A 13,560-nucleotide genomic window follows, 5' to 3' on the forward strand; every position below is an offset into this window, starting at 1 on the left:
CGGCCTGGGCAACCCGGTCGGCCTTTCACTATGTCCGCGCCCGCGATCGTGGAGCCCGGCATCCGAAACCGACGTCGCGCCGGCAACCGCCCCGGCTCGAGGGAGCGCCGCGCAGGATCGACGCGGCAGGGCGGCTCCGCGCCGGTGATCCGAAGCTCCCGCCGCCCGCCCTCTGAACAGGACGATCCAGAGCCCGTTGCGACCGCGGGGTTGCCAAGCTTAACCGTATCGGCCAGCCTGTCCGTAGTTACTGCGTACCGACCCGAGCTGAGCCGGAGTGCCGATGCGAGTGAACCACCAGCGCCGTCTCCTCAACAAGGCAGCGGAGGCACGGGATTACCAGATCACGATCCGTCAGAGGGCGGACGCGTCCTGGCCCGGCGACCACAGCCGACTGACGGCGCTCGAGAGCACCGGCCATCTCCGGCGGATCGACCCGCTCGAGGATCCGGGTGGTCCAGTGGCGGTCTGGCAGATCACCGCGGCCGGCCTCTCCCAGCTTCGGGCTCTCACGTCGGGAGCCGAGTGATGGCGTCCGTCAAGATCCGCGCGACCGACGACGGGACCTTCGTGGTCTACCGCAACGGCGCCGCCGTCGCGTCGGGATTGACCCGCGAGCAGGCCGAGCGCTGCGCGACGGTCCTGGGCTGGATCGCACAGGGGCGCTGACGGCGCGGCGGCTATTCGGCGGCCGTCCCGGGGACCGCGTCGCCGAGAGCCTCACGCCGCGCGCTGTTCAGGACCCGCTGACGCGCATTCGGATCCTGTATCGCGTGCCAGAGGTGAAAGAGTTCGTGCGTCATGCCGAGGTCGACGGCCTCGCCATCCGGTCCGTAGAAGGCCTCGACCGGACAGCCAATGACGGCTGCGATCTCGCGCAGGCGCGCGACAGCTCGAACATCGATGGCCATTGGAGACAGAATTCCTACACGCCGGGCGCGCAAGGGCTATCATTGCCCAACCCTGAGCAGCAAGGGATCGCCCTGTACTAGGCCTGATCCGATCGTATCAGTTTGAACACATCTGGGCATGTGGTCGACACGCTGCGCGAGCGGATTGCAGCGCGTAACCTCACGAAGGCGTGAACAGTCTCCGCACAGTCCGCGCCACCGGCGTGCCGGCGTCCGCGATCGGGCCGACCACGGCGCAGCTCGTCGTGTTGCGCGACCCGGCTGACCGGAGCCGGGGGCACGAATCCGCGCCCCGACCTGTCCTCGCGGGCGCTGAACGGGCGATCGTCAAGCAATCGGCGGGACAGCTGCCACGGAATTAGCGGATGGAAGCTTCCCGTTAACGAAGCGTAAACCTTTGTGACGTGATCCTAGGACGGTGGACGGGCACGGGATCCGGCCACGCAGATCGGGCGAGGCTCCGATGATCGTCTTGATAGCCGCAGCCATCGTCAGCGGTCTCGCGACAGCCACGATCCTGGCGCCGGTGAGCGCCCTCGCCGCGCTGATCATCGCACCCCTGGCAGCCAGCGCGTCGGCCATCCTGGCCTGCATCTTCATCGCCTGGCGTAACACGCGCGACGATGTCGGGCCGCCCGACCTCGAGACGCAGGCCGACGCGATGGTGGCGGTCCTCTGCGAGGTTGCCCAGCAGGGCAAGATCGTCCCGGTCGCCGCGCCGGTCCGGGTCCGCGGCCACCGGTCGGCCTGATCTCGGCGCGCCGCGACCGGCGTATCGCCGGCCCGGGCCCGATCCCAGCGGCACCGGTCGCGGCCTATCCTGTTCCGGATGAGGCCGTCCGTACCCCTCTCCGCCGTCCAACCTCTCCCCCGAGCGCAGTCAGTCAGGCATCGCGCAGGACGGAAGAGACGCTGGGCGTCGTTCTGTTCGAGCAGGTGGGTCAGGGCATCCCGCGGACCCCTGCGGGATAGGCGTTGCGCGACCATGTCGGGCGCGCCTCCGCCGAGTCGAACCGCGCCTCCGACCTCGTGGCGCTGCGGCCGGCGCGATTCCTGAGCGCCCATCCGGATTTCGGGGTGCGGGTCGCCGCCCGCATGGACTATGCCCACCTCATCACCGACGCGTTCGACGCCGACAACGTCTCAGGATCACCCCGCGGCGAAAATTTAATGCGGATGCCGCTGGGTTAGGAAACTGTCACGCCGCTCCGCGACCCGCTCGGGCGGCCCGCATCCGCGAGCCGGCCGACCTGCTGGCGCGGATTCGCGCGCCGCTGAACGGCAGAGATTCCACAAGGACTGGAAAACGAAGTACGGCGATGGGGCGCGGTCGCATCGTGAAGATGCGTCGGGCAAACTGACCGGGACCGTTTTCCGCAGGATCGGATAACGGTATCGGAGAACGAAGGCGCGCCGAGACGCACCGCAAGACACACGCGAAGACGCATGTGGGGTCGATCCCGCCGCCAGCGGCATCGGGAGCGGCCCCGACGGAGGGGCGCCATGCAGATCGATGTTGCGGCCGTCGAGTCGACGGCGGGGATTGAATTTTCGGGACCGCCGCTGCGCGCCCGGGGCTGGCTGCGCCGGGTGGATGCCGGGCTCGGCCACCTCGTGGAGATCCCGGCGGCACTGCTCGTCCTGGCCGAGATCGCGGTTCTGCTCAGCGGTGTCGTCAGCCGCTACGTGTTCCGCGATCCCATCATCTGGTCGGACGAGCTCGCCTCGATCCTGTTCCTGTGGCTCGCCATGCTCGGCGCCGTGGTCGCCTTCCGGCGCGCCGAGCACATGCGCATGACCGCTTTCGTGGCCATGAGCGGCCCGCGCCTGCGCGCCTTCCTGGAGACGGTCGCCCTGGTCGCCGGCCTGATCTTCGTCGCCCTGCTGCTGGAGCCGGCCTTCGAGTTCGCCAGCGAGGAGACCTTCGTGCAGACGCCGGCGCTGGAGCTGAACAACGCGTGGCGCGCCGCCGCCCTGCCGATCGGCCTCGGCCTCATGCTGATCGTGGCGCTGATCCGACTCCTGGAGACCGCCGACTGGAAACTGACCGTGGGGGCGCTGATCCTGGGGGGCGGTGTTGCCGCCGCGCTCCTGGCGCTGCAGCCGTGGCTCGCCAACCTCGGGAACCTCAACCTGCTGCTGTTCTTCGTCGTCGGCGTCGGCGCGCTGGTCTTCTCCGGCGTGCCGATCGCCTTCGCGTTCGGCCTGTCGACCTTCGCCTACATCACGCTGACCACCGACGCGCCCTCCATGGTGGTGGTCGGCCGCATGGACGAGGGCATGAGCCACCTCATCCTGCTCGCGGTGCCGCTGTTCGTGTTCCTCGGCCTGCTGATCGAGATGACCGGCATGGCGAAAGCCATGGTCGGCTTCCTGGCCTCGCTGCTCGGTCACGTCCGCGGCGGCCTGCACTACGTGCTGGTCGGGGCCATGTACCTCGTCTCGGGCATCTCCGGCTCCAAGGCCGCCGACATGGCCGCCGTCGCCCCCGTGCTGTTCCCCGAGATGAAGGCCCGCGGCGCCAAGGAGGGCGATCTGGTCGCCCTGCTCGCCACCACCGGCGCGCAGACCGAGACGATCCCGCCCTCGATCGTGCTGATCACCATCGGCTCGGTCACCGGCGTGTCGATCACCGCGCTGTTCACCGGCGGCCTGATGCCTGGCCTCGTCCTCGCCGCGACGCTGTGCGCGCTGGTCTGGTGGCGCTACCGCCGCGAGGACCTGAGCCACGTCGCCAGGCCGTCCGGCCGGGTCATCGGTCGCGCCTTCCTGGTGGCGATCCCGGCACTCGCGCTGCCCTTCGTGATCCGCTTCGCCGTGGTCGAGGGCATCGCCACCGCCACCGAGGTCTCGACCATCGGCATCGTCTACGCGGCGCTGGCCGGCCTGCTGATCTACCGTCAGTTCGAGTGGCGGCGGCTCTACCCGATGCTGGTGACCACCGCGACCCTGTCGGGGGCGATCCTGCTGATCATCGGCGCGGCCACCGGGATGGCCTGGGCGCTGACGCAGTCGGGCTTCTCGCAGACGCTCGCCGAGGTGATGAAGAGCCTCCCGGGCGGCGCGCTCGGGTTCCTGTTCGTCTCGGCCTTCGCCTTCATCATCCTGGGCTCGGTGCTGGAGGGCATCCCGGCGATCGTGCTGTTCGGGCCGCTGCTGTTCCCGATCGCGCGGGCAGTCGCGGTCCACGAGGTCCACTACGCCATGGTGGTCATCCTCGCGATGGGCATCGGCCTGTTCGCCCCGCCCTTCGGCGTCGGCTATTACGCCGCCTGCGCCATCAGCCGGATCCATCCCGATGCCGGGATGCGCCCGATCGTCGGCTACATCGTGACCCTGCTGATCGGGCTGCTCGCCATCATCCTCGTCCCCTGGTTCTCGATCGGCTTCCTCTGACGATCTCCACCGCGGGGACGCGCCGCGCGCGATCAGATCATGCCGGCGCCGCCGGTCCGCGCGATCCGCTCGCGCTGCTCGGCGTAGCGTTCGGCCGCGGCGCGCCGCACTGCACCCTCGAGCCGGCTGACGAGATTCGCGAGGGTGGTCATCGTGCCGAGATCCCGATCGTGGCCGGGCGGGGGCCCGGCGTGCTGCACTGCAATATGCGCGCAGCTCCGGGGACATGTCAGGGTCTGCATCTCGGAGCTGTCATGCAACGAGATCATGATGTGCGCGGAGGGATGTGGACCGGCCCGACTTTCCGCTCGGAATGCCTGCCACCGGTCGGACCCCCTTAGGTCGATGCGACTCCCTGAAACTGCATCCCGCATATGGAGGCCGATTCCGCCGCTGGCGTCCTCGAGAGCGAATTGAAGCGATCCAGGGCGGCGCGTCCACTGAGATCGTGGCGCTGACTGGATTGCTTCGCTCCGCTCGCAAAGACGGGATGCCGCATCAACCGGATGGGATCGCGACAGCCCTATCGGGCCTGCGGCCTCGCCTGCCCGGCGAGGGGCAGGTCGCCCCGCGCCTCAAGTCCCTCGCGGATCGCGCGCTTTGTCACCTTGCCGTAGCCGGATTTCGGCAGGGCCTCCCAGAAGAACACGCGCCGAGGCAGCTTGTAACGAGCGACAGTCGCGGACAGCCACGCGATCAGCTCTCCCTCCTGCACCGCGGCCCCGGGACGGGCGACGCAGACCGCGACGCCGACCTCGCCCCAGCCGGGATCCGGGACGCCGAGAATCGCGGCCTCGGTGATCGCCGGATGCGTGAGGAGCTTCTCCTCGATCTCGCGCGGATACACGTTGGAGCCGCCGGAGATGTACATGTCCGAGGCGCGGCCGGTGATGAACAGGAAGCCCTCGGAATCGAGATGGCCGAGATCGCCGGTCCGGAACCAGCCGTCGCGGAACGCCGCCGCGTTGGCCTCCGGATTGTCGTAGTAGCCCGCGAACACGGCCGGGCCGCAGACGCAGATCTCGCCGGTGACGCCCGGCGGGCACTCGCGCCCCTGCATGTCCTGGATCTGGACCTGCATGCCGGTGCGCTCGAATCCGCAGGTGCCGACCTTGACGTCCGGCCCGTCCTCGGCCGCGTGCAGGCGGGGCGGCAGCACCGTGATGTTGCCCGTCACCTCGCCGAGGCCGAAGTATTGCACCAGCACCGGCCCGAGCACTCGCAGCGCGTGCTGCTGGTCCGCCCGGTACATCGGCGCGCCCGCGTAGATGACGTGGCGCAGGCTGGAATGGTCGTGCGTCGACACCGCGGGGTGCTCAGTCAGCAGCTTGACGATGGTCGGCACGGTGAAGAGATTCGTGACGCGCCACGCCTCGATGAGAGCCCAGACCTCCTCGGGATCGAGCCGCTCGCCCGCGGTCAGCACCGTCTTGGTGCCGGCCGCGACCTGCGCGAGCTGGTGGATGCCGGCGCCGTGCGAGAGCGGCGCCACGACCAGGGACGCGTCGGCCTCCGTCGTGCCCGGCATCAGGTCGCAGAGGTGATTGGTGATGACGAAGGCCATCTGGCCGTGGGTCAGGACCGCCGCCTTGGGGCGGCCCGTCGTGCCGGAAGTGAAGAAGAACCAGCACGGATCGTCGTGCTCGACATCGGCGACGGGCGCGGCCGCGCCGAGATGGTCGGCGACGAGCGCGTCGTAGCCGGCCCCGAAGGCCGCGTCGCCGATCGCCACGACGCGGTCCAGATCCGGGCAGGCCTCGCGCACCGCGGCGGCGTGCTCCGGGAAACCCGCGCCGCAGATCAGCGTCGAGGCGCCGCTGGCACGGGCGAGATAGGCGATCTCCGCAGGCGTCTGCCGGAAATTGGCCGGCACCCAGACGGCGCCGAGCCGGAAGCAGACGAACATCGACTCGAACAGCTGGTTGCTGTTGCGTGCCTGGACCAGGACGCGATCACCCTTGGTCACACCACGGGCGGCGAGCGCCGCCGCCATCGCGTCGACCCGGGCGTCGAGCTCGGCCCAGGTCCAGCGCCGCGCGCCCCAGGCGAGCCCCACCGCGTCCGGAAACCGGCGCGCGGCGCGGCGCAGGAAATGGGCGAGATTCATCACCCGCCGGGAGCACGGCGCGACCCCGCCGCGCGGCGCCCCCGCGGCGCTCATCAGGTGAGCTTCCCGCAGGCCTTCTCGAGCAGCGACCAGCCCTCGTCGCCGTACCGGCCCTTCCACTCGGCGTAGAAACCGGCCTTGCGCAGCTTGTCGCGGAAGGGCTCCGGGTCGGGCTTGTTGAAGACCATCCCGTTCTTCGACAGGTCCGCCTGCAGGTTTGCGTTGAGCTGGGCGACGTCCGCCCGCTCCTTCATGCCGGCGGCGTTGATGTGGCGGGCCACCGTCTCGCGCAGGTCCGCCGGCAGGCGCTCCCAGGCGCGGCGGTTCGCCAGGAACCAGTACCCGTCCCACATGTGGTTGGTGAGCGAGCAGTACTTCTGCACCTCGTAGAACTTCGTCGTGGAGATCACCGCCAGCGGGTTCTCCTGGCCCTCGACGATCTTGGTCTGCAGGGCCGAGTAGGTCTCGTTCAGGTTGATCGACGCGGGAGCCGCGTCGAAGGCCTTGAACATCGAGGTCCAGAGCGGCGAGACCGGGACGCGGATCCGGAAGCCCTTGAAGTCGTCGGGCGTGGCGATCGGCTTGGTCGACGAGGTGGTCTGGCGGTAGCCGTTGTCCCAGATCTTCTCCATGGCGACGAGGCCGGCCTTGGCGATCTGCTGGCGGACCCAGGCGCCGAGCTCGCCGTCCATGGCCGGCCAGACGGCGTCGTAGCTCGGGAAGGCGTAGCCGATGCCGTTGATCGACGCGTTCGGCACCAGCGTCGAGAGGATCAGCGGCGACATCGTGAAGAACTCGACGCTGCCCGAGCGCAGCTGGCTGAGCGTGTCGGTGTCGGAGCCGAGCTGGCTCGTCGGGAAGATCTTGAGGTCGAACCGGCCGCCGGTCTCCGTGCGCAGCGCCTCCGCCATCTCGCGGGCGCGGATATTCATCGGATGCGTGTCGGGCAGGTTGTTGGCGTACTTGTACGTGAATTCTGCCTTCTGCGCCCGCGCCACGTGCGGTGCCGCCACGGTACCGGCGATGAGGGCCGTCGAGCCGGTCGCCAGGAATCGGCGGCGGGACAGGGGCGTGCGGTACGGGGACATGGCGGCCTTTCCGGTGCGGGCGCGGGGCCCGACGTTTCCTCGGGTCCGCGTTGGTGCGGACTCCTGATTGCGGCCTCGATAGCCGCTGACCGGTGCCAGTCAACGGACTTTCGCGGCCGCGTCCCCGGGAATGATTGCATCCGGCCGCCGCTGATACGGGGCGACCGGAGGCGGCCCCGGCCGCGCGAGACCGTGGCGACGCGACGATGGCGCGGATGGCGCGCTCGGCCTCAGTCCTGGCCGGGCAGATGCACCGTCCAGGGTTCCTCGAAGGTGTGTTCCTCGAGGTTCACGCCCGGGCCGCCGCGGTCGACCACCACGAAGTCCTGCGGCTGGCCGTAGGGCGTCAGCACCCCGTGCCACGTGTTGCGCGCGTAGCAGACCCCCTGCCCCGGCGCCGTCACGAAGGCCTGGGGCGGGCCGGGACGGCCCTCCGCGTCCGGGCAGACCACCACCAGGAACGGCGCCACGCTCAGCGGCAGGAACGCCTGCGCGCCCAGCGGGTGCCGCTCGACCAGGCCGAGCCGCAGCGGCACCGGGTAGGGCTGCGCCTCGACCAGCCCGATCACCACCCGCGACCCCTCGCCCACGACCTCGACCGCCGCCAGATCGTGGAAGCGCCGCGCCATCCCGCCGTTCATCGGCCGCGGCGCCACCGCGGCGACGTCGATCACCGTGCCGAACGGCGCGAACGCCTCGGCCGTCAGCGGCCGGGCGACGACCGTGCGGGCGCCAGCGCTCACCGGCCGAGCCCGCGCGGCGCCAGCGCCGGGTGGCGGTTGACGTCCTTGTACAGCAGGTACCGGAACGGGCCCGGCCCGCCCGCGTAGCAGGCCTGGGGGCAGAAGGCGCGCAGCCACATGAAGTCGCCCGCCTCGACCTCAACCCAGTCGCGGTTGAGCCGGTAGACCGCCTTGCCCTCCAGCACGAACAGTCCGTGCTCCATGACGTGGGTCTCCTCGAACGGGATCGAGGCGCCCGGGCGCATGCTGACGATGTTGACGTGCATGTCGTGGCGCAGGTCGTCGGAGGCGACGAAGCGGGTCGTCGCCCAGGCGCCGTCGGTGCCGACCATGCCGGCCGGCTCGACCGCCGATTCGTGGGTGACGAAGGACGTCGGCGCGTCGAGGCCGGCGGCGGGCTGGTAGGCCTTGCGGATCCAATGGAAGCGCGCGGGCGCGTCGCCGTCGTTGCGCAGCGCCCAGGCCGCCCCGGGAGCGAGGTAGGCGTAGCTGCCCGGCCGCAGGGCGTGCCGCGCGCCCTCCAGGGTGAGGCTGGCCGTGCCGGCGACCACGAACAGGACGCCCTGGGCCTGCGGCTCCGGCTCGGGGGCTTGGCTGCCGCCGCCGGGGGCGACCTCCATGAGGTACTGGGCGAAGGTCTCGGCGAAGCCCGAGAGCGGCCGGGCCACGATCCAGGCCTGGGTCCTGTCCCAGCCCGGAAGGAGGCTGGTGACGATGTCGCTCATGACGCCGTGGGGGATCACCGCGTAGGCCTCGGTGAACACCGCGCGGCCGGTCATCAGCCGCGTCTGGCCGGGTAGGCCACCGCACGGGGGGTTGTAGGCTCCAGCGCTCATGGTCGGTCTCCAGAATTCGACTTCAAGCTGTAAACGTCTGTCGGGGATCTGGTCACGCGGTGCGCGGCTCGGCGACGGGCGCCTCGAGGATCTCCGCCGTGTCGGTGGTGTCCTCGCCGTTCAGGACGCGATTGGCCCGCACTCGGTCGATGTCGCCCTCCCAGGCGGCGATGACGACGGTCGCGACGCAGTTGCCGATCAGGTTCCCGAGGGCGCGGGCGATGCCGACAAACCAGTCGACCGATAGGACGAGGACCAGCCCGATCACCGGGATCTCCGGCACCGCCGACAACGTGGCGGCGAGGACGACGATCGCCGAGCCGGGCACGCCGTGGGCGCCCTTGGAGGTCAGGAGCGCGATGCCGAGGATCAGCATCAGGTGGCCGAAGGACAGGTCCGTGTTGGTCGCCTGGGCGATGAACACGGTGGCGAGGGTCAGGTAGAGCGAGAAGGCGTCGAGGTTGAAGGAGTAGCCGGTCGGGATCACGAGGCCGACGGTGGATTCTTTGATGCCGAGCCGCTCCAGCTTGCGCATGACCTGCGGCAGCACGCAGTCCGACGAGGCGGTGCCGGCGACGACGGTCAACTCCTCGCGCAGGTAGGCGAGCAGCTTGAAGAGGCTGAATCCCGCGAGCCGCATGATGCTTCCGAGCACCACGACCACGAAGAGCGCGACGCCGGCGTAGAAGAGCATCACCAGCATGCTGAGCTGCTTCAGGGACCCGACGCCGTATTTCCCGACCGTGAAGGCGACCGCGCCCAGCACGCCGAGCGGCGCCAGCCGCACGATGAAGCCGATGATCCGGAACAGGACCTCGGTGATGCGCTCCAGGCTGTCGGCCAGCGGCTTGCCGCGCTCGCCGAGGAGCGAGAGCCCGGCGCCGAACAGGATCGCGAGGAGCAGGACCTGGAGGATGTCGCCCTTGGCGAACGCGTCGATGAAGGTCGTCGGCACGATCTTCATCAGGAAGTCGACGGTGCCCGTCACCTGCCCGACGCGGTCGGTGTAGCTGGTGAGCGACTTGGCATCGAGGGTCGCCACATCGACGTTCATGCCGTGACCGGGCGCGAACACGTAGGCGAGGACGAGCCCCAGCGCGAGCGCGATGGTCGTCACCACCTCGAAGTAGATCAGGGACTTGAGCCCGACGCGACCGACCTTCCGGAGGTCGCCCGCGCCGACGATGCCGTGCACGACGACGCCGAAGACCAGCGGCGCGACCACCATCTTGATGAGCTTGATGAAGACGTCGCCCAGCGGCTTGAGGGTGACGGCGAAGTCGGGCCAGAGCCGGCCGACGAGGATGCCGATCATCAGGGCGGCCACAACCTGCCCGAACAGCGACCCGTACAAGCGCTTCATCGCGATCTCCCTCGGAAGGCTCGACCCGACCCGACCCGACCGCGATCGTCCCGCCTCTCATGGGCGGGTCCGGTCGAGCCCGACCGCGCGGCGCGGCGCCATTGTGCAAAGCGATGCCTGCTCGGCCTTCCCGGCGGCAAAATCGTGCCGAACGATCTAGACGTCAAATATCTATTTCATTTAGTTTGAAACGCTCAGAGTTTTAATCCGCCCATGGAACTGCGCCATCTCCGCTACTTCGTCGCTGTGGCGAAGCACCTGAGCTTCACCGCCGCCGCGGAGAGCCTCGGTGTCGCGCAGCCGCCGCTCAGCCAGCAGATCCGCGATCTGGAGGCGGAGATCGGGACGGCTCTCTTCGAGCGGACGACCCGGCGCGTGGCGCTGACGCGGGCAGGTCATGACTTTCACGTTCAGGCGATCGGGCTCCTGGAGCGGGCCGCCGAGGCCGTCGAGCGCGCCCGGGCGATCGGCGGGGGCACCGCCGGCATCATCAATGTCGGCCTGACGGGCTCGATGCTCGCGGGGCCGCTCGGGCACGCGATCCGGGATTTCGCGCAGGTCTATCCCGCGGTGGATCTCCGAATCCACGAGATGTCGCCGGATCGCCAGATCGCGATGCTGAAGGCGGGGCAGACCGACGTCAGCTTCCTGCGAGCCCCGCCGCAGGATGCCGATCTGGTCCGGGTCCGCGCGTGGAGCGAGACCGTGCAGGTCGTCCTTCCCAGGGGGCACCGTCTCGCGCGGGGCAGCCTCCGGCTCGCCGACCTGCGCGACGAGCGGTTCGTGTTCCTCCGGATGTCCGATTCGCTGTTCGCCAAGTATCTCTGGGATTGCTGCGTCGAGTCCGGGTTCGTCCCCACCATCACCCATCAGGCCGTCGAGGCGGCCTCATTGACGAGCCTCGTCGCATCCGGCCTGGGCATCGCCATCATCCCGGAATACGTCGCCCGGCTGGCGCATGCCGACGTGGTCTACAGGCCGCTCGAGGGACCCCGCATCCGCGCCGACGTCTTCGCGCTGTGGTCGCCCGCGAAAGCCGCCCTGGTCTGCAACTTCGTCGATCTGGTCCGCGACGGTCGGAAGACGCTCGCCGACTAGGCGGATCACCCGGGCCTCGGCGCCGTGGCGGGTGCCTATAGGACACGCGCCCCCCTCGGATCGCCGGCCGTGGCGGAGCAGCCCGATGCTTTTCCCTCACTGAATTTCTTGTATCCGCCTTCTTTTGGGTTCGCCATATTCCCGAAACGAATCTGATACGCTATTGCAGCTTAAGGTCCGGAGCGCTTGAAGCCACAATGCCTTCCCAGTTCATCCGCTCCGCGGCCTGGGCACCCACGATTGCTTTGTCGTGGTTCTGGGGGCTCGGGTTTTTCTACGCGATCCATGTCACGCTGACATACGGCTGGCTCGGGTTCCTTGCCTTCGCCTTGCCGAACGCGACCGGTCTCGGCCTGTTCGGCTGGATGCTCGGCGCGCCGCGTCGGAATATCGACGCGATCGTGGCCGCCGTGCAGGGCCCCTACGCGCTCCTGTTCATGGGAGCCCAGTTCTTCGCCGTCGCGATCACGATCTTCGGCTTCGCGGCCTACGCGTGGCTTCCCCTGTTCGGCCACGACGCCGCCGTGGGCGTGATCGCATTGGTCCTCGTCGCCTGCTCGCTCGGCCATGCCGTCCCGCTGCGCGGGATCCGCATCGTCCATTGCGGGGCGCTGGCGGTCGGGCTCGCCGCGAGCGTGATCCTGCTCGGCGGGCTGTCCGCGCAGCGGGACGGCTGGGACGTCCCGCTGCAGGCCTTCGACGAGCGCTTCTACGGGCTCGTCGTCCCCTCGCTGGTCGGCTTCCTGCTCGGCCCCTGGATGGACATCCAGCAGTGGCAGCGGGCGGTCGAGATCCGGCGCTCGGGCGGGTCGGTGCGCGCGGCCTACGTGACCGGCGCGCTCCTCTTCCTCGGTCTCCTGACGATCAACGCGCTCATCGCCGCGCGGGCGGGGCTCGGCATGCCGGTCGTCTCGTCCGACGGCCTGTCGGGAGCCTACGCGGCCGTGGCGCAGGCGATCGGGCGCGAACCCGCGACCGGCGTCGCGGTGGCCTTCGTGATCTGGACGGCGATCGCCGCCGCGACCACGATCGACAGCTTCTACAGCGCCACGCGCTGGCTCGGGATCTCGGTCACGGCCCGCAGCAATTCCCCGCTCCTCGCCTTCGTGCCGGCCGGCCTCGTGGCGTCGCCGGTCTGGATCCTCGGTGCCGCGCTCGCCACAGCGGCGGCGGCGATCTGGGCGAACCTCTCGCTCCTCTACCTGATGATGCCCTTCGCCACGCTCCTCGTCGGGGCGGCGGCGTGTCTCGTGTGCGAGACGCTCGGCGCGACCCGCCGCTACGACCCGGTTCTCACCTCCATGATCGGGGCGACGGCGTGCCTGATCTTCGTGACAGGCTATCTGGCCCCGAGCTGGGCGCTGCTGGCCATCGCGCCGCTGATCGGCCTGATCGGCGCTCTCCCGATGATCGCCGAGGTCCTCGGCTGGCGCGCGCCGCCGCCGGTCGCGGAGCTGATCCCGGCGGCGGAGCGGGCGCCGCGGGCGGCGCCGGTGCCCGTGGCGTTGGACCAGACCGACGCCGTCGCGTCGCACGGGTTCGACGGGCACTGGTTCGTCCTGCGCCTCATCCCGACCTACGACGACACCAACTCGGTCGGGAACGTCTACTTCGCCAATTACGTGCGCTGGGTGGGCAAGGCCCGCGAGCTGTTCTTCAACATCTGCATGCCGGATTTCGACCTGAAATCGACGGACTTCTACATTCTGACGAAGTCCTTCCAGCACGACTTCCGCCGGGAGGCGATGGAGTTCGAGCCGGTCACCGTCCGTATCTCGATCGCGAGCCACAACAGGAAGTTCGTGACCCTGGCGCACGAGATCCACAGCGAGGTCAACGGCCTCCTCGGCCGGGGCGAGCAGTCGCTGATGTTCGTGGACACCGTCCACTATCGCCCGCTCGATATTCCGCGGGCGATCATCGAGGGCTTCCTGCCCTACTGGCCGAAGACGTCCCCGCACGCCGTCGCGGGCGGGAGCGGCACGACCGGCGTCGCGCCGCTCGGCGTCTGAACGCGC

At 69.6% G+C, this 13,560-nt stretch carries 13 protein-coding genes; 7 read left to right on the forward strand and 6 right to left on the reverse strand.

Annotated features, from left to right (window positions below):
* Positions 1–283: 283 nt before the first annotated feature.
* Positions 284–529 carry a membrane-bound lytic murein transglycosylase EmtA gene (locus ABIC30_RS16230; protein WP_026604999.1) on the forward strand — a complete coding sequence of 82 codons (246 nt, stop codon included), beginning with the start codon at positions 284–286 and terminating at the stop codon, positions 527–529.
* Positions 529–669 carry a hypothetical protein gene (locus ABIC30_RS16235; protein WP_012319948.1) on the forward strand — a complete coding sequence of 47 codons (141 nt, stop codon included), beginning with the start codon at positions 529–531 and terminating at the stop codon, positions 667–669. The genes ABIC30_RS16230 and ABIC30_RS16235 overlap by 1 nt, the downstream gene beginning before the upstream one ends.
* A gap of 11 nt (positions 670–680) precedes the next feature.
* Here the strand turns inward: ABIC30_RS16235 and ABIC30_RS16240 are convergent, their stop codons facing one another.
* On the reverse strand, positions 681–911 hold the full coding sequence (locus ABIC30_RS16240; RefSeq protein ID WP_020093582.1) for a hypothetical protein: 231 nt from the start codon (positions 909–911) through the stop codon (positions 681–683).
* 463 nt (positions 912–1,374) lie between these two features.
* Here ABIC30_RS16240 and ABIC30_RS16245 point away from each other — a divergent pair, with 463 nt between their 5' ends.
* The 3 genes from ABIC30_RS16245 to ABIC30_RS16255 all read left to right on the forward strand — a co-directional run bounded on the left by ABIC30_RS16245 (position 1,375) and on the right by ABIC30_RS16255 (position 4,307).
* On the forward strand, positions 1,375–1,662 hold the full coding sequence (locus ABIC30_RS16245) for a hypothetical protein (RefSeq protein WP_020093581.1): 288 nt from the start codon (positions 1,375–1,377) through the stop codon (positions 1,660–1,662).
* A gap of 224 nt (positions 1,663–1,886) precedes the next feature.
* On the forward strand, positions 1,887–2,102 hold the full coding sequence (locus ABIC30_RS31825; RefSeq protein WP_020093580.1) for a hypothetical protein: 216 nt from the start codon (positions 1,887–1,889) through the stop codon (positions 2,100–2,102).
* A gap of 312 nt (positions 2,103–2,414) precedes the next feature.
* Positions 2,415–4,307: a TRAP transporter large permease gene (locus ABIC30_RS16255; RefSeq protein WP_354455734.1), complete on the forward strand. Its 1,893-nt coding sequence runs from the start codon at positions 2,415–2,417 to the stop codon at positions 4,305–4,307.
* 523 nt (positions 4,308–4,830) lie between these two features.
* Here the strand turns inward: ABIC30_RS16255 and ABIC30_RS16260 are convergent.
* The 5 genes from ABIC30_RS16260 to ABIC30_RS16280 all read right to left on the reverse strand — a co-directional run bounded on the left by ABIC30_RS16260 (position 4,831) and on the right by ABIC30_RS16280 (position 10,444).
* Positions 4,831–6,468, reverse strand: a complete 1,638-nt coding sequence (locus tag ABIC30_RS16260) for an acyl-CoA synthetase (RefSeq protein ID WP_020093577.1) — start codon at positions 6,466–6,468, stop codon at positions 4,831–4,833.
* Positions 6,468–7,502: a TRAP transporter substrate-binding protein gene (locus ABIC30_RS16265; protein WP_020093576.1), complete on the reverse strand. Its 1,035-nt coding sequence runs from the start codon at positions 7,500–7,502 to the stop codon at positions 6,468–6,470. Before ABIC30_RS16265 ends, ABIC30_RS16260 begins: the two co-directional genes overlap by 1 nt.
* 230 nt (positions 7,503–7,732) lie before the next feature.
* Entirely contained in the window at positions 7,733–8,245 is a 513-nt protein-coding gene (locus ABIC30_RS16270; RefSeq protein WP_020093575.1) for an ureidoglycolate lyase, read from the reverse strand.
* Positions 8,242–9,081 carry a bifunctional allantoicase/(S)-ureidoglycine aminohydrolase gene (locus tag ABIC30_RS16275; RefSeq protein ID WP_026604998.1) on the reverse strand — a complete coding sequence of 280 codons (840 nt, stop codon included), beginning with the start codon at positions 9,079–9,081 and terminating at the stop codon, positions 8,242–8,244. The genes ABIC30_RS16270 and ABIC30_RS16275 overlap by 4 nt, the downstream gene beginning before the upstream one ends.
* 52 nt (positions 9,082–9,133) lie before the next feature.
* Positions 9,134–10,444, reverse strand: coding sequence for a dicarboxylate/amino acid:cation symporter (locus ABIC30_RS16280; RefSeq protein WP_020093573.1), 1,311 nt, complete (start codon positions 10,442–10,444; stop codon positions 9,134–9,136).
* Positions 10,445–10,657: 213 nt separating this feature from the next.
* Between ABIC30_RS16280 and ABIC30_RS16285 the strand changes: the two genes are divergently transcribed.
* Together ABIC30_RS16285 and ABIC30_RS16290 are read left to right on the forward strand one after the other, a co-directional pair.
* Complete coding sequence (locus ABIC30_RS16285) at positions 10,658–11,542, forward strand: LysR family transcriptional regulator (RefSeq protein ID WP_020093572.1); 885 nt, start codon at positions 10,658–10,660, stop codon at positions 11,540–11,542.
* Between the two features lie 197 nt (positions 11,543–11,739).
* A complete protein-coding gene (locus ABIC30_RS16290; RefSeq protein WP_026604997.1) occupies positions 11,740–13,554 on the forward strand; it encodes an acyl-CoA thioesterase in 1,815 nt (604 codons plus the stop codon).
* Positions 13,555–13,560 lie beyond the last annotated feature (6 nt).

Origin of the sequence: Methylobacterium sp. 1030, from assembly GCF_040544715.1 — a bacterium.
Classification (GTDB): domain Bacteria; phylum Pseudomonadota; class Alphaproteobacteria; order Rhizobiales; family Beijerinckiaceae; genus Methylobacterium.

Coding starts and splice junctions, on each gene's coding strand:
- ABIC30_RS16285 (WP_020093572.1), top strand. CDS start 10,658: ATGGAACTGCGCCATCTCCGCTACTTCGTCGCTGTGGCGAAGCACCTG.
- ABIC30_RS16275 (WP_026604998.1), bottom strand. CDS start 9,081: ATGAGCGCTGGAGCCTACAACCCCCCGTGCGGTGGCCTACCCGGCCAG.
- ABIC30_RS16265 (WP_020093576.1), bottom strand. CDS start 7,502: ATGTCCCCGTACCGCACGCCCCTGTCCCGCCGCCGATTCCTGGCGACC.
- ABIC30_RS16235 (WP_012319948.1), top strand. CDS start 529: ATGGCGTCCGTCAAGATCCGCGCGACCGACGACGGGACCTTCGTGGTC.
- ABIC30_RS16280 (WP_020093573.1), bottom strand. CDS start 10,444: ATGAAGCGCTTGTACGGGTCGCTGTTCGGGCAGGTTGTGGCCGCCCTG.
- ABIC30_RS16290 (WP_026604997.1), top strand. CDS start 11,740: ATGCCTTCCCAGTTCATCCGCTCCGCGGCCTGGGCACCCACGATTGCT.
- ABIC30_RS16260 (WP_020093577.1), bottom strand. CDS start 6,468: ATGAGCGCCGCGGGGGCGCCGCGCGGCGGGGTCGCGCCGTGCTCCCGG.
- ABIC30_RS16245 (WP_020093581.1), top strand. CDS start 1,375: ATGATCGTCTTGATAGCCGCAGCCATCGTCAGCGGTCTCGCGACAGCC.
- ABIC30_RS16255 (WP_354455734.1), top strand. CDS start 2,415: ATGCAGATCGATGTTGCGGCCGTCGAGTCGACGGCGGGGATTGAATTT.
- ABIC30_RS16240 (WP_020093582.1), bottom strand. CDS start 911: ATGGCCATCGATGTTCGAGCTGTCGCGCGCCTGCGCGAGATCGCAGCC.
- ABIC30_RS16230 (WP_026604999.1), top strand. CDS start 284: ATGCGAGTGAACCACCAGCGCCGTCTCCTCAACAAGGCAGCGGAGGCA.